Raw genomic sequence first — 19005 nt, 5'->3', positions numbered from 1 at the left:
CTGTCAGCCCACCTCGACCGGCTGCCGGGCCTCGGAGCGCTGTGCGTCGGCGGCCGGCGGCACGGTCTCCCTGGGCGCCGGCAGTACGGCGAAGACCAGCGCGGCGATGGCGATCGTGGCCGCCCAGCCCAGGCCGTTCTCGCCGATCCAGGTGGTGGCCAGCGGGCCGGTGAACCACTGGACCTTGGTGAAGCACAGGCCCGCGACGAGCGCGACCGACCAGGCGGTCATGGCCTGCCAGCAGAAGCCGCCGACGTACCAGTAGCGGCTGGTGCGGCCGGTGTTCATCAGGCTCTCGGCGTCATAGCGCACGGCCAGCTTGCGGCGCCGCGCCATGTCGATGCCGTAGACGCCGATCCAGGCGGAGAAGGAGACCGCGAGCAGCGTCAGGAAGGCGATGAACTGGCCGATGAAGTCCTTGGCCACCAGCATCATGAACAGGCCGCCGACCAGGCTGATGAGCGCGTTGATGCTGACCGCCATGGCGCGCGGCAGCTTCACGCCCATGGTCTGGGCGGTGAAGCCCGCGGAGTACATCGACAGGCTGTTGATCAGCATCATGCCGATCAGCGCGGTGATCAGGTACGGAATCGCGATCCAGGTCGGCAGGACCTGGCCGAGGAACGACATCGGGTCGGTGTTCTGGTTGGCCAGCGACGGGTTGCCGACGGCCATCACGCCACCCATGATCACCATCGGGATCAGCACCAGGGCCGCGCCGGAGATGGTGGTGCCGACGATCTTCTTGCCGGAGGCGGAGTGCGGCAGGTAGCGCGCGAAGTCCGGGCCGGTGGGGACCCAGCTGATGCCGCCGGCGGCGATGGTGCCGATGCCCGCGATCATCAGGGTGGCGCTGCCCGGCGACTTGGAGAGGATGTCGCTCCACGGCATCTTGACGATCAGGTGGACCAGGACGACCACGCTGATCGCGCTGAACAGGTACGTCGAGTACTTGTTGCACAGGTTCAGCGCCTTGCGGCCCAGACCGCTCACCAGGAAGGTGCAGGCGACGAAGCCGAGCAGCGTGACGACGATCAGGACGTTGTTCGGCTTGATGCCGAACACCAGGTTCAGCACGGTCAGGATGGCGTACGCGCCGGTGACCGCGTTGATCGTCTCCCAGCCGAAGCGGGCGACCCACAGGATCGCGCCCGGGAAGTAGTTGCCCCGCACGCCGAAGGCGGCACGGGAGAGCATCGCGCCCGGGGCGCCGCCCCACTTGCCGGAGACCGACAGCAGGCCGACCATGCCGAAGGAGACGGCGGAGGCGATGGCGGCCACGATCAGGACCTGCCAGAAGTTCAGCCCGTTGTTGATCACCAGGGAGGCGCCCATGGTGAGCAACAGCACGCTGATGTTGGCGGCGACCCAGGTGGGGAAGAGCTCGCGGACCCGGCCCCGGCGCTCGTGGTCGGGAACGGGCTCGATGCCTCGGGTCTCGACGGCGCCCTCGGTCTCGGGAGTGGACGCGGACGTGGTGCTGGTGTCCATGGGTGCAGGTATCTCCGTGCGGGGATCTGGGGGCACCCCCGAAGCAGGAGGTGCAGGCAGCGGCTGTGATGCCCGGCCAGAATTCGATTGCCAGGACTCTACGCGCGTTGCGCGGCCGTCCACCATCGTACTTTGATCCAACTTCTGCCACTGTGCACTGTTGGACCCCTTGACGAGGACGAGTGTGACCCATGCTCGTCAAAGGGTCCAGTCCGACCCCTTTGACCAGGTTTGATCAGCCGGAAACCGGGACGGCCCGCCGCTGGCTGACCCGATGGTCGGCCCGCCGCAGCAGCTCCCGAGCGTCGTCGACCGGCGGTGAGATCCATGACTCGTTGATGGCGCGCTTGAGGTCCTTGGCGAAGCCCTCGGGCCCCTCGCGCAGCGTCCGGTCCCAGCCGCTGGTGGCCACCGCGCCGGCCTCGCCGAGATCCAGGCAGGTCGCGTACGGGTCGGGGGCGAAGTCCGCCGGCGGCAGGCCGAGCAGCTCGGCCGCGGCGTTGTGGCCGGCCACCTTGCCCAGCGGGGTGGCGTGCTGGCAGCTCTGCGGCAGCGGATGGCCGCCCTGGTCGGTGGCCGCCGCGGTGTCCCCGGCCGCGTAGACCCCCGGGACGCCGCGCACCCGCAGGGCGCTGTCCACGGCGAGCCGCCCCAGGGCGTCCCGGGGCGCGGGGATCTGTGCGGTCAGCGCGCTCGCCCGCATGCCCGCGGTCCACACCGCCGTACGGGCCGGCAGGGTGCTGCCGTCCGACAGGCGCACCGAGCGCTCGTCCAGACCGGTGACCGTGGTGCCGAGGCGGCGCTCGACGCCCAGCTCGTCCAGCGCCCGGGTGATCACCGGCCGGGCCGCGGCGCCCAGTTGCTCGCCGACCACCGCGGCGCGCTCGACCAGCACCACCCGCACCTCGTGCGCCGCGCCGTGCGGCGCCGCCAGGGCGCGCAGCCGGCCGACGAGCTCGGTGGCGAGCTCCAGCCCGGTGAAGCCGGCGCCGGCCACCACCGCGGTCCAGCGGCCCGGTCCGTCCGGCGCCTCGGGCAGCGCCCGCAGATGCTCCGCCAGCCGTACGGCCGCCGGGAGGGTGTCGATGTCGTGCAGCAGCTCGGCGCCGGGCAGCTCGGGCCGGACCAGTGCGCTCCCGGTGGCCAGGACGAGGCGACGGTAGGCCACCTCGGTGCGGCCGCCGTCGGCCGCGGCGGCGGTGACCCGGCGCCGGTCGGTGTCGACCGCGACGGCCCGGGCGGCGATCCGGCGCACCCCGACCGGACCCAGCACCCGGTCCAGCGGCACCCGCATCCGGGCCGGATCGGCCTGGTAGAGGCGCGGCCGCAGCACCAGATCCGGGTCCGGGGCGAGCAGCGCCACGGATCGCGCCGCGGGCTCGGGGGCGTGCGCGCGCAGCAGCCTGGTCGCCGCGGCGGCGCTCCACAGCCCGGCGAAACCGCCGCCCAAAACCAGGACATCAAACATCCGGATTCCCCTCCCAGTGCTCCGCGGGACGGTCCCGGGGAGTGAATCAGGATGCTACACATCCAGATTCAATCCGGATGTCGAGGATCCAGGTTCGGCGCGTGCGGTCCCCCTCGGCGAGGCGTGACTGATACTGGAAGGGTTATGGAATTCGTCATCCTTGCCGTAGTCATCGCCGTGGTCGTGCTCGGCGCGATCAGCGGGCTCGTCGTCAGCGGCCGCAAGAAGAAGCAGCTGCCGCCGCCCCCGCCGGCTGCCCCCAAGCCCTCCGTCACCGCGCCCCCCGCCGAACCGCACGTCGGCGAGGAGGCCGAGACCCCCCGCGACGAAGACCGTCGCACCATCGAAGAAGTCACCCTGCCCACCGCCGAGGCCCCCGAGGCCGAGGCGCCGGCCGCCGAGCCCGAGGCGCCCGTCGCGCCCGCGATCGAGGTGCCCGAGCCCACCGCCGGGCGGCTGGTCCGACTGCGGGCCCGGCTCTCCCGCTCCCAGAACACCCTGGGCAAGGGCCTGCTGACCCTGCTGTCCCGCGAGCACCTCGACGAGGAGACCTGGGAGGAGATCGAGGACACCCTGCTCACCGCCGACGTCGGCGTCACCCCCACCCAGGAGCTGGTCGACCGGCTGCGCGAGCGGGTCAAGGTCCTCGGCACCCGCACCCCCGAGGACCTGCGCGAACTGCTCCGTGAGGAGCTGCTCACCCTGATCGGTCCGGACTTCGACCGCACCGTGCACACCGCCAACGGCATCGGCAACGGCGGCGACGAGATCCCCGGCGTCGTCATGGTCGTCGGCGTCAACGGCACCGGCAAGACCACCACCACCGGCAAGCTCGCCCGCGTCCTGGTCGCCGACGGCAAGTCCGTCGTCCTCGGCGCCGCCGACACCTTCCGCGCCGCGGCCGCCGACCAGCTGCAGACCTGGGGCGAGCGGGTCGGCGCCCGCACGGTCCGCGGGCCCGAGGGCGGCGACCCGGCCTCCATCGCCTTCGACGCCGTCAAGGAAGGCATCGCCGAGTCCGCCGACGTCGTCCTGATCGACACCGCCGGCCGGCTGCACACCAAGACCGGCCTGATGGACGAGCTCGGCAAGGTCAAGCGGGTCGTCGAGAAGCACGGCCCGGTCGGCGAGGTACTCCTCGTCCTGGACGCCACCACCGGCCAGAACGGCCTGGTGCAGGCGCGGGTGTTCGCCGAGGTCGTGGACATCACCGGCGTGGTGCTCACCAAGCTCGACGGCACCGCCAAGGGCGGCATCATCGTCGCCGTCCAGCGTGAACTGGGAGTCCCGGTCAAGCTCGTCGGGCTGGGCGAGGGCGCGGACGACCTGGCGCCGTTCGAGCCGAAGGCGTTCGTTGACGCCCTTATCGACTGAACCCGCCTTGGGGACGCCGCGCCCCGGCTGCCATCGGCCTTCGTACCCGCACCTGTCGGGTACGAAGGCCGATGCCGTCTCCGGGCCGTGCGGCACTCTTGGATCATGACGTCACGCACCGCCGCCCCGGCGCGCACCGGCACGGAACGACTCCCCGACGGACGGCTGCTGGGCTTCGCGGAGTGGGGCCCGGTGGACGGCACACCGGTGCTGCTCTCACCGGGCGCGGCCACCAGCCGGCGGCTGGGATTCGGCGCCGAGGCCGTCGAGGCACTCGGGGTCCGGCTGATCGGCCTGGACCGGCCCGGCCTGGGCGCCTCCTCACCCCACCCCCGCCGCACCTTCGCCGGCTTCGCCGCCGACATCCGGGAATTCGCCGCCCGCCGCGGCCTGCACCGGCCCGCCATGGTCGGCAACTCGCAGGGCGCGCCGTTCGCCCTGGCCTGCGCCGCACACGACGTCATCGGCGCGCTGGCGGTGGTCTCCGGGGCGGACGAGGTCGCCGACCCGCGGTTCGCCGGCCGGCTCCCGGACGAACTGGCCCGGCTCGTCCGCCTCGCGGTACACGACCCGGACGCCGCGGAGCGGCTGCTGGCGAAGTTCACCCCCCAGGACATGTGGAACATGGTGCGGGCCGGCAGCCCGGACTGCGATCGCGCGATCTACGAGGAGCCCGCCTTCGCCGCCGCCTACCAGGAGGCGCTGCGGGAGGCCTTCGCGCCCGGCCCGCAGGGGTACGCCCGGGACACCGTGCTGGCCATGGGCCGGTGGGACATCGCCTACGACGCGATCACGATCCCGGTGGACCTGTGGTACGGCGCCGAGGACACCGGCCACTCACCGGACCAGGGAGCCGGGCTCGCGCTGCGCATCCCCGGAGCCGTCCGGCACCTCGTGCCGGGCATCGGGGGCGCGGTGCTGTGGACCCACGCCGAGGCCGTCCTGCGTACGCTCCTCGACCGCACCCGGCGCACGGCGGTGCCCGGCGGGCGCTGAGGCGCCGCCGGGGCCCGCGACATCCCGTTGCTCCCCCCGCGGTGCGCGGGAGCAGCGCCGGCTCACGCGCACAGACGGGCGCAGACGTACGCCAGCGTGCCCAGGAGCAGTCGCGCCTGCGGCGGACGGTCGGCGGTGTCCAGGGCCGGCGGGCGCAGCCAGCGCATCGGGCCCTGCCCGCCGTGGTCGGACGGGGGAGCGGTGATGTGGTCGCCGGGGCCCAGCGGGCGCAGGTCGAGGGCCGCGTCGTCCCAGCCCATCCGGTAGAGCAGATCGGGCAGTGCGACGGCCGCGCCCGGCGCGACGAAGAACAGCGCACGGCCCGTCGGGGTCGCGGCCACCGGGCCGAGCGGCAGGCCCATCCGCTCCAGGCGCGCCAGCGTGACCCGGCCCGCGACCTCCGGCACGTCGAGGATGTCGAACGAGCGGCCCACCGGAAGGAGGATGGCGGCGCCCGGCGTCTCCGCCCACGCCGCGGCGGCCTTCTCCAGAGTGGCGCCCGCCGCCAACTCCTCGCCCAGGGCCAGCGGATGGGCGCCGGGGGAGGGGCACCCGGCGTCGCCGCACGAACAGTCCGTACGGCCGCCTCCGGCGCGGACCGCACGGGCACCGGGGGCGACGTCCCAGCCCCACAGCCCGGTGTACTCCGCCACCGCCGTGATCTCGGTCGAGCGGACGCGGCGCCGGGAGGCGGAACGAATCTCCCGGATGCCGCCGATCGTGAAGCCCATGCCTCCTCCAACGGGTGGTGCGTGCCAGTGGTTACGAGTCGGCGGGTTGACGTCGGGGCGCCGTGCACGCTCCGTCGAGGCCCGAAGTGGCGGTGGCGCGACGTGGCGCGCCGGGTGGTGCGGGGTGAGCCGCGAGCCCTTGCGTGCTTCGTTCCGCCCGGCCGTACGCGACCTGTGTCAAGTCAATCGTGAGAGCCGGGCGGGGAGTTCATTCGAAGGGGTGGCGAATGGTGGCGTTTCCCCAATCGCCCTCGCGGGGGGCGTGATCGTAGGATTACTTTCAGTGCACGAACCCCCGAGAGGCATCATTCGCACGGGTATGCCGGTGGCAACTCACTGGTAGAGCGCAGGCCAAAAGGTGTGGCCGGAATCCGTGATCGGGTAGATGTACCCCGGACAGGCGTCGCAACGGGCGGCGGCCTGCGGGTGGTTCGCAGTGAGCACCAGGCACCAAGGCAGCTATCGGGAGGGGCTTCCAGTGGGCGGCAACGGCGGCACGGGCGGCACCGACGCCGTCAAACAGCCCAACGCGCAGTTGGGTTCGTGGTTCATGCGCAGCGGCTGGTCCAAGGGCGAGCTGGCGCGACAGGTCAACCGCCGGGCGCGCCAGATGGGCGCCCATCACATCAGCACCGACACCTCGCGGGTGCGCCGCTGGCTCGACGGCGAGCAGCCGCGCGAACCCATCCCCCGGATCCTGTCCGAGCTGTTCTCCGAACGCTTCGGCTGCGTCGTCGGCGTCGAGGATCTGGGGCTGCGCTCCGCGCACCAGTCCCCGTCCGTCTCCGGCGTGGACCTGCCGTGGGCCGGCGCCCAAACGGTCGGCCTCATCAGCGAGTTCTCCCGCAGCGACCTGATGCTGGCGCGCCGCGGCTTCCTCGGCACCTCCCTGGCGCTCGCCGCCGGCCCCAGCCTCATCGAGCCGATGCAGCGCTGGCTGGTGCCCGTCCCCGCGAGCCAGACCGGCCCGGAGGAGCCCGACCGGGCCAGGCGGCCCGCGCGGCTGTCCAAGCCTGAGCTGGACCTCCTGGAGTCGACCACCGCGATGTTCCGCCAATGGGACGCGCAGTGCGGCGGCGGGCTGCGACGCAAGGCGGTCGTCGGCCAGCTCCACGAGGTCACCGACCTCCTCCAGGAACCGCAGCCGGCACCGGTCGCCAAGCGGCTCTTCAAGGTCGCCGCCGAGCTCGCCGAGCTGGCCGGCTGGATGAGCTACGACATCGGGCTCCAGCCGACCGCGCAGAAGTACTTCGTGCTGGCGCTGCACGCCTCCAAGGAAGCCGGCGACCGCCCCCTGGGCTCGTACATCCTCTCCAGCATGAGCCGGCAGATGATCCACCTCGGCCGGCCCGACGACGCGCTGGAGCTGATCCATCTCGCCCAGTACGGCAGCAGGGAGACGGCGACCCCCCGCACCCAGGCGATGTTGTATGCGATGGAGGCCCGCGCCTACGCCGGAATGGGCCAGCCCAGCAAGGTCAAGCGGGCCGTCCGGATGGCCGAGGACACCTTCTGCGACGTCGCGCCCGGCGAGCCCGAGCCGGACTGGATCCGCTTCTTCTCCGAAGCCGAGCTGAACGCCGAGAACGCCCACTCCTACCGCGATCTGGCCTATGTGGCCGGCCGCAGCCCCACCTACGCCTCGCTCGCCGAGCCCGTCATGGAACGGGCCGTCGAACTGTTCGGCAAGGACGCCGAGCACCAGCGTTCGTACGCACTCAACCTGATCGGCATGGCCACCGTCCGGCTGCTGCAGAAGGAGCCGGAGGCCTGCGCGGAGATGGCGCAGCGGGCCATCCCGTTCGCCAGGCAGGTCCGCTCGGAGCGGGTCAACACCCGGCTGCGCAAGACCGTGGACACCGCCGCCCGGGAATTCGGCGGCGTCGCCGAGGTCATCCAGCTCACCGACGAGCTCGCCCGCCAGCTCCCGGAAACCGCGGAGGCCGTCGGCTGACGGCATCCCCCACCCCTCCGGCCGCGGCCGCCGCCCCGTACAGCCCGACTCGGCTCCCCCCTGCCAGTCATGCGGGCGGCGTCCGCGGCCGGTCCTCCTTTTGCGCCTGAGCCGGTGCCGCTCTCGCGTAGGTGGCCGGTCGCCGTAGGGGTGGCTCAATTGATGGCTCGGGTGGGGAAGGGGAGGGCCCGGGTGAGCAATTCTGCGGGTGAACGGGTGAATCGGGACTTACCGGCGCTGATCGCGGAGTTCATCGGGGCGTAACACAGACGCCGCCTTCGTCACGGTGGTGAAACACCCGCAAGGTTTGGCCGAAACCACCCTGCGACAACCTCATCGCGAAGTCGGCCCACCAGAAACACGCCCGCACGGGCCGCATCGACGACGAGGAGACGCCGATGCCCCCAGGCATCCTGACGCTTGCAGCAGACAAGGTGACGCTCAGCCCGGCGAACACCGGCTTCATGCTGATCTGCTCCGCACTGGTGATGGTCATGACCCCCGGACTCGCCTTCTTCTACGGAGGCATGGTCCGGGTCAAGAGCGTGCTCAACATGCTGATGATGAGCTTCATCAGCCTGGGCATCGTCACCATCCTTTGGGTCCTGTACGGCTTCGGACTCGCCTTCGGCACCGACAAGGGCAGCCTCATCGGCTGGGACGGCAACTTCGCAGGCCTGAGCGGCATCGGACTGACCGAGCTGTGGGGCGCGAGCACCATCCCGGTCTACGTCTTCGCGGTGTTCCAGCTGATGTTCGCGATCATCACGCCCGCCCTGATCAGCGGTGCCCTCGCGGACCGGGTCAAGTTCACCGCCTGGGCCCTGTTCATCGCCCTGTGGGTCACCATCGTCTACTTCCCCGTCGCCCACTGGGTGTGGGCCGAGGGCGGCTGGCTGTTCGACCTGGGCGTCATCGACTTCGCGGGCGGCACGGCCGTGCACATCAACGCCGGTGCCGCGGCGCTCGGCGCGATCCTGGTCGTCGGCAAGCGCATCGGCTTCAAGAAGGACCCGATGCGGCCGCACAGCCTCCCCCTGGTGATGCTCGGCGCCGGTCTGCTGTGGTTCGGCTGGTTCGGCTTCAACGCCGGCTCCTGGCTCGGCAACGACGACGGCATCGGCGCGGTCGCCTTCGTCAACACCCAGGTCGCCACCGCCGCCGCGATGCTCGGCTGGCTGGCGTACGAAAAGCTCCGGCACGGCTCGTTCACCACCCTCGGCGCGGCCTCCGGCGCGGTCGCCGGACTCGTCGCGATCACCCCGGCGTGCGGCTCGGTCAGCCCGCTGGGCGCCATCGCCATCGGCGTGATCGCCGGTGTGCTGTGCGCCATGGCCGTCAACCTCAAGTACAAGCTCGGCTACGACGACTCCCTCGACGTGATCGGTGTCCACCTGGTCGGCGGTATCGCCGGATCGCTGCTGATCGGCCTGTTCGCCACCGGCGGTGTGCAGAGCAAGGCAAAGGGCCTGTTCTACGGCGGCGGCTTCGAGCAGCTGGGCAAGCAGACGATCGGTGTGGTCTGCGTGCTGCTGTACTCCCTGGTCGTCTCCTACGTCCTTGCCAAGGTCATCGACCTGGTGATGGGCTTCCGGGTCGGCGAGGACGAGGAGATCGCCGGCGTCGACCAGGCCGAGCACGCCGAGACGGCGTACGACTTCGCCGGCGCCGGCGGTGGCTCCGCGCCCCGCACCGGACCCGCACTGGGCCAGGCACTGAACAAGAAGGTGGACGCGTGAAGCTCATCACGGCAGTAATCAAGCCGCACCGGCTGGACGAGGTGAAGAACGCCCTGCACGCCTTCGGTGTGCACGGCCTGACCGTCACCGAGGCCAGCGGCTACGGCAGACAGCGCGGGCACACGGAGGTGTACCGCGGCGCCGAGTACACCGTCGACCTGGTACCGAAGATCCGCATCGAGGTGCTGGTCGAGGACGCGGACGCCGAGGAACTGGTGGACATCGTCGTCAAGGCGGCCCGCACCGGCAAGATCGGCGACGGGAAGGTGTGGACCGTCCCCGTCGACGACGCGGTGCGGGTGCGCACCGGTGAACGAGGGCCGGACGCCCTGTAACCGGCTCACGGCCCGGCTCCGGCCCCCGCGGTGGCATCCGCCGCCGGGGCCGGAGCCGGACCGGCGACGCCCGTGCGGCGGATGGCCGCGCGGCCGGGTACCGGACCAGACTGGCCATGCGTGACGGGCAGGCCGCACGACGACGGGCGGTAGCAGACCGCCCGGAACTAATTACTCTCCGTAATCGTTGCCGGAATACAAGGAGGCGTCGCAAGGCAAGCCGCAAGGCAAGCGCGGAGACGCCGCGAGGCAGCTCCAGCCCCGGAGGGACTCACCGGAGGACTCGCCGGAGGGACTCAGGGGCCACCACTGACCGCAGGGGACAACACGACCAAGGAGCGCGGGAGTTGACGGAGAGCGTCGAGGAAACGGCAGGACCGGCCGGAGCGCCCACAGGGAGCGGGCCCGCCCCCGAAGGCGGCTACCCCGCGGCCAGACTGCGCCTCCTCCAGGCCAAGGAGCCCACCGGCCCCGAGCGCCGCGCCGCCCTCGCCCGGCTGACCGACGAATGGCTCGCCGGCCTACTGACCCGGCACACCACCGCCGCCGGCCTCTCCGGTACCGCCCTGGTCGCCGTCGGCGGCTACGGGCGCGGCGAACTCTCCCCGCGCAGTGACCTGGACCTGCTCCTGCTGCACGACGGCCGCGCCGACCCCGGCGCCCTCGCCGCGCTCGCCGACCACCTCTGGTACCCCGTCTGGGACCTCGGTCTCGCCCTCGACCACTCCGTACGCACCCCCGCCGAGGCCCGCAAGGCGGCCCGCGAGGACCTCAAGGTGCAGCTGGGCCTGCTCGACGCCCGCCACCTGGCCGGCGACCCGGAACTGAGCGCCGGACTGCGCACCGCGGCGTACGCCGACTGGCGCGAGAGCGCCCCCAAGCGGCTGCCGGAACTGCACGCCCTGTGCCAGGAGCGCGCCGAGCGGCAGGGCGAACTGCAGTACCTCCTCGAACCGGACCTCAAGGAGGCCAGGGGCGGACTGCGGGACGCCACCGCGCTCCGGGCCGTGGCCGCCTCCTGGCTCGCCGACGCCCCGCGCGGCGGCCTGGAAGCCGCCCGCACCCGCCTGCTCGACACCCGCGACGCGCTGCACCTGACCACCGGGCGGGCCACCGACCGGCTCTCCCTCCAGGAGCACGACCAGGTCGCCGAAGCACTCGGCATGCTGGACTCCGACGCCCTGCTGCGGCAGACCTACGAATCGGCCCGCACCATCTCCTACGCGGCCGACGTGACCTGGCGCGAGGTCGGCCGGGTGCTGCGCGCCCGCTCCGTCAAACCCGTGCTGCGCGGCCTGCTGCCGGGCCGCGGCGCCGGCAAGGGGGAGCGCACGCCGCTCGCCGAGGGCGTGGTCGAGCTCGACGGCGAAGCGGTGCTGGCCCGCACCGCCCGCCCCGAGCGGGACCCGGTGCTGGTGCTGCGCGCCGCCGCCGCGGCCGCCCAGGCCGGGCTGCCGCTGGCCACCCACGCCATCCGCCGCTGCGCCACGGCGACCGCCGCCCACCCGCTGCCCGTACCGTGGCCCGCCGAGGCCCGCGAGCAACTGGTCACCCTCCTGGGGGCCGGCACCCCCACCGTGCCCGTATGGGAGGCCCTGGAGGCCGAGGGCATCATCACCCGGCTGCTGCCGGACTGGGAGCGGGTCCGCTGCCGCCCGCAGCGCAACCCCGTCCACACCTGGACCGTGGACCGCCATCTGGTCGAGACCGCCGTACGGGCCTCCGCGCTGACCCGCCGGGTGCACCGCCCCGACCTGCTGCTGGTCGCCGCGCTGCTGCACGACATCGGCAAGGGCTGGCCCGGCGACCACTCGGTGGCCGGCGAGACCATCGCCCACGACGTGGCCGGCCGGCTCGGCTTCGACGCCCGCGACACCTCGGTGATCGCCACCCTCGTACGGCACCATCTGCTGCTCGTCGAGACCGCCACCCGGCGCGACCTGGACGATCCGGAGACCGTCGGGGCGGTCGCCGACGCGGTCGGCGGCACCCAGACCCTCGAACTGCTGCACGCCCTGACCGAGGCCGACGCGCTGGCCACCGGCCCCGCCGCCTGGAGCGCCTGGCGCGGCGGACTCGTCGCCGACCTGGTCAAGAGGGTCGCCGCCCGGCTCGCGGGGGAGCCCGAGCCGGAGGTACGCGGCGCGGACGAGCCGACCGCGGAGCAGGAGCGGCTGGCCATAGAGGCCGGACGCACCGGCGGCGCCGTCCTGACCCTGCGCACCCGCGCCGAGACACCCACCGGGGCCGCGGACGAGGCACCCGCACAGGAGCCGGTCGGCGTCGAACTGCTGATGGCGGTACCGGACCAGCCGGGGGTACTGCCCGCCGCGGCCGGCGTACTGGCCCTGCACCGACTCACCGTGCGCGCCGCCGACCTGCTCTTCCTCGACCCCATCGGCCAGGGCCCGGTCCTGCTGCTGAGCTGGCGGGTGGCGGCCGAATACGGGTCGCTGCCGGAGGCCGACCGACTCCGCGCCGACCTCGTCCGCGCCCTGGACGGCTCCCTCGACATCCCCGCCCGCCTCGCCGAGCGCGAACGCGCCTACGCCCGCCGCTCGCGCGCCGTGCTCGCCCCGCCGCCCCGGGTCACCGTCGCCACCGGCAGCTCCCGCACCGCGACCGTCATCGAGGTCCGCGCCCAGGACGCACACGGCCTGCTGCACCGCATCGGCCGCGCCCTGGAGACCGCCGGCGTCGCCGTCCGCAGCGCGCACATCAGCACCCTGGGGGCGAACGCGGTGGACGCGTTCTACGTCACGGGGACGGACGGGGCGCCGCTCGCGGAGGGCGAGGCCCGGAAGGTCGCGGCGGCCGTGGAGGCCGCGCTCCAGTAGCCGTACGGACGGGCGTCGGCCCTACGGGCGAGGGAGCGGCCCGGTGCGCCGGCGCCGCGGGAAACCGGTCCGGAACGGTTCGCTTGCCAGGCCGGATACCCTAGAACCCGACTGGACCCCGCCCCCGACCCCGAGGATCGACGACCGCCGTGTTCGATACGCTTTCCGACCGCTTGGCGAGTACTTTCAAAAACCTCCGGGGCAAGGGCCGCCTGAGCGAGGCGGACATCGACGCCACGGCGCGCGAGATCCGCATCGCGCTGCTCGAGGCCGATGTCGCCCTCCCCGTCGTCCGGGCCTTCATCAAGCAGGTCAAGGAGCGGGCCACCGGCTCCGAGGTCTCCCAGGCGCTGAACCCCGCCCAGCAGGTCATCAAGATCGTCAACGAGGAGCTCATCGGCATCCTCGGCGGCGAGACCCGCCGGCTGCGCTTCGCCAAGCAGCCGCCGACCGTGATCATGCTCGCGGGTCTCCAGGGTGCCGGTAAGACCACCCTGGCCGGAAAGCTCGGCCGCTGGCTCAAGGGGCAGGGCCACGCCCCGCTGCTGGTCGCCTGCGACCTCCAGCGCCCCAACGCCGTCAACCAGCTCCAGGTCGTCTCCGAGCGCGCGGGCGTCGCCTTCTACGGCCCCCAGCCGGGCAACGGCGTCGGCGACCCCGTCCAGGTGGCCAAGGACTCGATCGAGCACGCGCGGACCAAGCAGTACGACGTCGTCATCGTCGACACCGCCGGCCGCCTCGGCATCGACGCCGAGATGATGCAGCAGGCCGCGGACATCCGGGACGCGGTCAGCCCCGACGAGATCCTCTTCATCGTCGACGCGATGATCGGCCAGGACGCGGTCAACACCGCCGAGGCCTTCCGCGACGGCGTCGGCTTCGACGGCGTGGTGCTCTCCAAGCTCGACGGCGACGCCCGCGGTGGTGCCGCGCTCTCCATCGCGCACGTCACCGGCAAGCAGATCATGTTCGCCTCCAACGGCGAGAAGCTGGACGACTTCGACGCGTTCCACCCGGACCGCATGGCGTCCCGCATCCTCGGCATGGGCGACATGCTCAGCCTGATCGAGAAGGCCGAGCAGACCTTCAGCCAGGCCGAGGCCGAGAAGATGGCGGCCAAGCTGGCGAAGGGCCCCAAGGAGTTCACCCTCGACGACTTCCTGGCCCAGATGGAGCAGGTCCGCAAGATGGGCTCCATCTCCAAGCTGCTCGGCATGCTCCCCGGCATGGGCCAGATGAAGGACCAGATCAACAACCTCGACGAGCGCGAGGTCGACCGCACCGCCGCCATCATCAAGTCGATGACCCCGGCCGAGCGCCAGGAGCCGACGATCATCAACGGCTCGCGCCGGGCCCGTATCGCCAGGGGTTCCGGTGTCGACGTCAGCACGGTCAAGAACCTCGTCGAGCGGTTCTTCGAGGCGCGCAAGATGATGTCGAAGATGGCTCAGGGCGGCGGCATGCCCGGGATGCCGGGCATGCCGGGCATGGGCGGTGGCGCCGCTAGGAAGAAGAAGCAGGTCAAGCAGGCCAAGGGCAAGCGCAAGAGCGGCAACCCGATGAAGCGCAAGGCCGAGGAGCAGGCCGCGGCCGCCCGCCGCGAGGCCGCCCAGTCCGGCAACCCCCTGGGCCTGCCGCAGGGCGGCCAGGACCCGCAGAACTTCGAACTGCCCGAGGAATTCAAGAAGTTCATGGGCTGAGCCGGCCCCTCATCACGGCTCCCGAGCCCCTGGCCACCACCGTGCGGCCGGGGGCTCGCGCATTCCGCGGCTCCGCGCGCTACCGGGTCCGCGCGATCAGATACCGGAACACGTTCGGCATCCAGACCGCCCCGTCCTCCCGCTGATACGGATGCAGCGCCTCCGCCAGCTCCTTCTCCACCTGGCGCTGCTCGGTCACCTCGAGCGCCGCGTCGAACAGCCCCGTGGACAGCAGCCCGCGCACCGCGCTGGACAGGTCCGCGTACCCGAACGGGCAGGCCACCCGCCCCGAACCGTCGGGCCGCAGCCCGGCCCGCTCCGCCAGCTCCTCCAGGTCGTCCCGTCCGCTCGGGCGCCAGCCGCCCGCCGTACGCAGCGGATCGGCCAGCCGCTGCGCCACCCGCAGCACCCCCGCCGTCGCACAGCGCTCCACCGGGCCCCAGCCGCCCAGCACCACCGCGCTGCCGCGCTCCGCCAGCCCGGCCGCCGCGGTCAGCGACGCCGTCAGCCCCTCGACGGAGCTCACGCAGCCCACCGGATGGAAGGCGGTGACCACATTGAAGGCGGCGTTCCCGGACGCCGCCGCCTCAAGCCCGCCGCTGACCACCCGGGTGTGCTCCGGCGTGCCGTCCGCCGTGAGCCGCTCGCGCGCCAGCTCCAGCCGGGACTCGTCCGCATCCACGCCGCTGACCTGCGCCCCCCGTCCCGCCGCGAGCAGCAGCGCAAGACCGGAGCCACAGCCGAGCCCCAGCAGACGGGTGCCGGGACCGACCCCCAGACGGTCGTACGCGGCTTCGTAGAGCGGCACGAGCATCCGCTCCTGGATCTCGGCCCAGTCACGGGTGCGCGTCGGCGCCCCGGCCGGCGAGGGCGGGTCGTCGCCGCGCATGGACCCGGAGTTCGGAAGCTGGTGCCGTACGAGCGTGGGTGACATCGATAGCGCCCCTATTCGCCGAGAACCGAAGCTGTTCCGTACCGATCGCCCCCGTGTTCGCGCGTCGTGCGCCCCCGCAATCCAGACAACTGCGCATCCGTCCGGGCGTCCAGGGTGTGCGCCGGGATTGTCTCCCGCGCGCCCCTGTATGCGCCGGGCCCGCACCCCGGAGCGCCGTTCCAGCGTGCCCCGGACCCGGCGGATCCGCCACGGCAACGCCCGCCACCTGGATGCTCCGCGCGCCCCCCGACTTCCCCGCCCGTGCACCGCCCGGCGGCCCTACGGTGGGATACGGCCCGGTGCCGACGGGCACAGGTTCCCCCCGTACCATCGCCGCGGTGATCGTCGAGGCGGCAGACGACCCGCTACGCCATGCGGCGTACATGGTGGTACGTACCGGCTTGCGGGCTGGTGGGCGCCTTCTGCGCAGATCGACGCACCCGGCCCTCCCCACGGCCCATGACCGGAAACTGACTGGTACGTGCAAATTATTTGGGATGGCCCGGAATCGGAACACTCGGCGATCCCGGCTCGTTGTCACGACGTGAGCACGACACCGCCTGTTCTCGCCGCCGAGCTGGCGCTCGCCTGGGCCGATATTCAACGGCACCACCCCGAGCTGCCGGACCTGGCCGCGCCCGAGTCCCTGATCGGAGAGTCCTCGTCCGCCTGTGGCGCCGAGCTCTCCTTCGAACGGCTGCTCCATGAGGCCGTCCACGGCATCGCCGCCGCCCGCGGCGTCCGCGACACCTCCCGGGCTGGCCGCTACCACAACCGCCGATTCCTGGCGATCGCCGAGGAGCTGGGCCTGGACCATGCCGACGAGCCGCACCCCAGCAGTGGCTTCTCGCTGGTCACCCTCAACCCCGAAGCCAGGAGGCGCTACCGCCCCACCATCGAACGGCTCTCCAGAGCCCTCAAGGCGCACACGGCCGCGACCGCGACGGACACCGCCCGCAGCTTCCGGGGCCCGGCCGCCCGGCACGGCTCCTCCGGAGGCGGCGTACGCGTCAAGGCCGTCTGCGACTGCGGGCGCAACGTCCGAGTCGTGCCGTCCGTGCTGGCCCAGGCGCCGATCGTCTGCGGCGGCTGCGGCAAGCCCTTCCGGATCCCCGAGGTGGCCGCGGTCGGCTGACCCGGGGGCGTGTGGCACAATGGCTAGCTGTACTCGACAGTCGCACAGGACCCCTCTCTCCTCCGGCTGACGCGTCCATCGGGCACCCGAGTACCGCAACCCCACGTGGCATCTCGTTGTGCCCCACCACGTCAAGACCAGGAGACACCACTCCCGTGGCAGTCAAGATCAAGCTGAAGCGTCTGGGCAAGATCCGTTCGCCTCACTACCGCATCGTCGTCGCCGACTCCCGCACCCGCCGTGACGGCCGGGCCATCGAGGAGATCGGTCTGTACCACCCGGTGCAGAACCCCTCCCGCATCGAGGTCGACTCCGAGCGTGCCCAGTACTGGCTGAGCGTCGGCGCGCAGCCGACCGAGCCCGTTCTGGCCATCCTCAAGGTCACCGGCGACTGGCAGAAGTTCAAGGGCCTGCCCGCCCCGGCGCCGATGAAGGTCGCCGAGCCGAAGGCCGACAAGCGCGCCCTCTTCGAGGCCGCCGCCAAGGCTTCCGGTGACGAGCCGAAGGGTGAGGCCATCACCCCGAAGGCGAAGAAGGCTGACAAGAAGGCGGACGAGGCTGCGGCCGAGTCCACCTCCGAGTCGACCGAGGCCTGAGCATGCTCGAGGAAGCCCTCGAGCACCTCGTCAAGGGCATCGTCGACAACCCCGACGACGTGCAGGTAGCCTCGCGCACCCTGCGTCGCGGGCGCGTGCTCGAGGTCCGGGTCCACCCCGACGACCTCGGCAAGGTGATCGGCCGCAACGGCCGTACCGCCCGCGCCCTGCGGACCGTCGTGGGCGCCATCGGCGGCCGGGGCATCCGCGTCGACCTCGTCGACGTGGACCAGGTCCGCTGACAAGTTGAACACCGGCTCGGGCCGGGGAGGGCTTCGGGCCTCCCCGGCCCGCAGTCGTCTACGGGCTCCTGCCGTAGGCACACGTAAGGGAGAGACAAGCGTGCAGTTGGTAGTGGCACGGATCGGCCGCGCCCACGGCATCAAGGGCGAGGTCACCGTCGAGGTGCGTACCGACGAGCCCGAACTGCGGCTCGCTCCGGGCGCCGTCCTCGCCACCGACCCGTCCTCCGTCGGGCCGCTGACCATCGCGACCGGCCGGGTGCACAGCGGCCGGCTGCTGCTGCGCTTCGAGGGCGTCGCGGACCGCACCGCCGCCGAGGCGCTGCGCAACACGCTGCTGATCGCGGAGGTCGACCCCGAGGAGGTCCCCGAGGACCCCGAGGAGTTCTACGACCACCAGCTGATCGACCTCGACGTCGTCACCCGCGACGGCACGGTCGTCGGCCGGATCTCCGAGATCTCCCACCTGCCCTACCAGGACCTGCTGATCGTCGGGCGCCCCGACGGCAGTGAGGTCATGGTCCCCTTCGTCGCCGAGATCGTCCCCGAGATCGACCTAGAGGCGCAGCGCGCGGTGATCGACCCGCCGCCCGGCCTGCTCGACGACAGCCAGGCGGAGATCGCCTCCAGCCGCGAGGACAGCTGATGCGGCTCGACGTCGTCACGATCTTCCCCGAGTACCTCGAGCCGCTGAACGTCTCCCTCGTCGGCAAGGCCCGGGCCCGTGGACAGCTCGATGTGCGCATCCACGACCTGCGCGCATGGGCGCACGACAAGCACAACACCGTCGACGACACCCCCTACGGCGGCGGCCCCGGCATGGTCATGAAGCCCGAGCCGTGGGGCGAGGCGCTCGATACGGTCCTGGCCTCCGGCGAGGGCGCGCCGGTCATCGTCGTCCCCACCCCCAGCGGCGAGCCGTTCACCCAGCAGCTCGCCGTCGAACTCTCCGCCAAGCCCTGGCTGGTGTTCACCCCGGCCCGCTACGAGGGCATCGACCGCCGCGTCATCGAGGAGTACGGCGACCGCCTCGACGTGCGCGAGGTCTCCATCGGCGACTACGTACTCGCCGGTGGTGAAGCCCCGGTACTGGTCATGGTCGAGGCCATCGCCCGGCTGCTGCCCGGCGTCCTCGGCAACGCCGCCTCCCACCAGGACGACTCCTTCGCCCCCGGTGCGATGGCCGACCTCCTGGAGGGCCCCGTCTACACCAAGCCTCCCGAGTGGCGCGGCCGCACCATCCCCGAGGTGCTGCTCAGCGGCCACCACGGCAAGATCGCCCGCTGGCGCCGCGACGAGGCCTTCCGCCGCACCGACAAAAACCGTCCCGATCTGATCGAGCGCGCCGACCCCGCCGCGTTCGACAAGCACGACCGCGCGATCCTCGCCGCTCTGGGCTGGTCGGCGGGTGAGGACGGCCGATTTGGGCGTACGAGCGAGGCCGTGGAAGAATAGGCCGCTGCTGTGTGCGTC

The 19005-nt window shown here is 72.2% G+C and carries 16 protein-coding genes; 12 read left to right on the top strand and 4 right to left on the bottom strand.

Annotated elements, in window-relative coordinates:
- Window positions 1-3: 3 nt before the first annotated feature.
- Both AC0680_RS09580 and AC0680_RS09575 read right to left on the bottom strand, forming a co-directional pair.
- The gene (locus AC0680_RS09580) at window positions 4-1491 is read right to left on the bottom strand and encodes a purine-cytosine permease family protein (protein ID WP_478626339.1); all 1488 of its coding nucleotides are present in this window, start codon (window positions 1489-1491) and stop codon (window positions 4-6) included.
- Window positions 1492-1726: 235 nt separating this feature from the next.
- A complete protein-coding gene (locus AC0680_RS09575) occupies window positions 1727-2959 on the bottom strand; it encodes an NAD(P)/FAD-dependent oxidoreductase (protein WP_478626337.1) in 1233 nt (410 codons plus the stop codon).
- Window positions 2960-3103: 144 nt separating this feature from the next.
- On the opposite strand from AC0680_RS09575, the gene ftsY reads away from it, so the two are divergent.
- Both ftsY and AC0680_RS09565 read left to right on the top strand, forming a co-directional pair.
- Window positions 3104-4333, top strand: a complete 1230-nt coding sequence (gene ftsY / locus AC0680_RS09570) for a signal recognition particle-docking protein FtsY (RefSeq protein ID WP_478626335.1) — start codon at window positions 3104-3106, stop codon at window positions 4331-4333.
- Window positions 4334-4438: 105 nt separating this feature from the next.
- Window positions 4439-5329, top strand: coding sequence for an alpha/beta fold hydrolase (locus tag AC0680_RS09565; protein ID WP_478626333.1), 891 nt, complete (start codon window positions 4439-4441; stop codon window positions 5327-5329).
- 62 nt (window positions 5330-5391) lie between these two features.
- Here AC0680_RS09565 and AC0680_RS09560 read toward each other — a convergent pair whose 3' ends face one another.
- On the bottom strand, window positions 5392-6060 hold the full coding sequence (locus AC0680_RS09560) for a bifunctional DNA primase/polymerase (RefSeq protein ID WP_478626331.1): 669 nt from the start codon (window positions 6058-6060) through the stop codon (window positions 5392-5394).
- Between the two features lie 478 nt (window positions 6061-6538).
- On the opposite strand from AC0680_RS09560, the gene nsdA reads away from it, so the two are divergent.
- The 5 genes from nsdA to ffh all read left to right on the top strand — a co-directional run bounded on the left by nsdA (window position 6539) and on the right by ffh (window position 14625).
- Complete coding sequence (gene nsdA / locus AC0680_RS09555) at window positions 6539-8014, top strand: transcriptional repressor NsdA (RefSeq protein WP_478626704.1); 1476 nt, start codon at window positions 6539-6541, stop codon at window positions 8012-8014.
- Window positions 8015-8412: 398 nt separating this feature from the next.
- Window positions 8413-9753: an ammonium transporter gene (locus AC0680_RS09550; RefSeq protein WP_478626329.1), complete on the top strand. Its 1341-nt coding sequence runs from the start codon at window positions 8413-8415 to the stop codon at window positions 9751-9753.
- A complete protein-coding gene (locus tag AC0680_RS09545; RefSeq protein WP_384433646.1) occupies window positions 9750-10088 on the top strand; it encodes a P-II family nitrogen regulator in 339 nt (112 codons plus the stop codon). The genes AC0680_RS09550 and AC0680_RS09545 overlap by 4 nt, the downstream gene beginning before the upstream one ends.
- A gap of 347 nt (window positions 10089-10435) precedes the next feature.
- Window positions 10436-12925 (top strand): [protein-PII] uridylyltransferase, encoded by a 2490-nt coding sequence (locus tag AC0680_RS09540; RefSeq protein WP_478626327.1) that lies wholly within the window; start codon window positions 10436-10438, stop codon window positions 12923-12925.
- Window positions 12926-13074: 149 nt separating this feature from the next.
- A complete protein-coding gene (gene ffh, locus AC0680_RS09535; protein ID WP_478626326.1) occupies window positions 13075-14625 on the top strand; it encodes a signal recognition particle protein in 1551 nt (516 codons plus the stop codon).
- A gap of 79 nt (window positions 14626-14704) precedes the next feature.
- On the opposite strand, the gene AC0680_RS09530 is transcribed toward ffh, so the two are convergent.
- Complete coding sequence (locus tag AC0680_RS09530) at window positions 14705-15559, bottom strand: methyltransferase domain-containing protein (RefSeq protein ID WP_478626324.1); 855 nt, start codon at window positions 15557-15559, stop codon at window positions 14705-14707.
- Window positions 15560-16103: 544 nt separating this feature from the next.
- Here AC0680_RS09530 and AC0680_RS09525 point away from each other — a divergent pair.
- The 5 genes from AC0680_RS09525 (at window position 16104) to trmD (ending at window position 18987) form a co-directional block, all read left to right on the top strand.
- Complete coding sequence (locus AC0680_RS09525) at window positions 16104-16694, top strand: hypothetical protein (RefSeq protein ID WP_384433634.1); 591 nt, start codon at window positions 16104-16106, stop codon at window positions 16692-16694.
- A gap of 155 nt (window positions 16695-16849) precedes the next feature.
- Window positions 16850-17290, top strand: coding sequence for a 30S ribosomal protein S16 (rpsP, locus tag AC0680_RS09520; protein WP_384433631.1), 441 nt, complete (start codon window positions 16850-16852; stop codon window positions 17288-17290).
- 2 nt (window positions 17291-17292) lie between these two features.
- Window positions 17293-17532: an RNA-binding protein gene (locus tag AC0680_RS09515; protein WP_003980229.1), complete on the top strand. Its 240-nt coding sequence runs from the start codon at window positions 17293-17295 to the stop codon at window positions 17530-17532.
- A 100-nt stretch (window positions 17533-17632) separates the two neighbouring features.
- The gene (gene rimM / locus AC0680_RS09510) at window positions 17633-18178 is read left to right on the top strand and encodes a ribosome maturation factor RimM (protein ID WP_478626321.1); all 546 of its coding nucleotides are present in this window, start codon (window positions 17633-17635) and stop codon (window positions 18176-18178) included.
- Complete coding sequence (trmD, locus tag AC0680_RS09505) at window positions 18178-18987, top strand: tRNA (guanosine(37)-N1)-methyltransferase TrmD (RefSeq protein WP_478626319.1); 810 nt, start codon at window positions 18178-18180, stop codon at window positions 18985-18987. Before rimM ends, trmD begins: the two co-directional genes overlap by 1 nt.
- The last annotated feature ends 18 nt before the right edge of the window (window positions 18988-19005 follow it).

Source organism: Streptomyces sp. NPDC043738 (genome assembly GCF_056436545.1).
The sequence above is the reverse complement of the archived record's forward strand: the minus strand, read 5'-3'. Positions and strand labels throughout refer to the sequence as shown.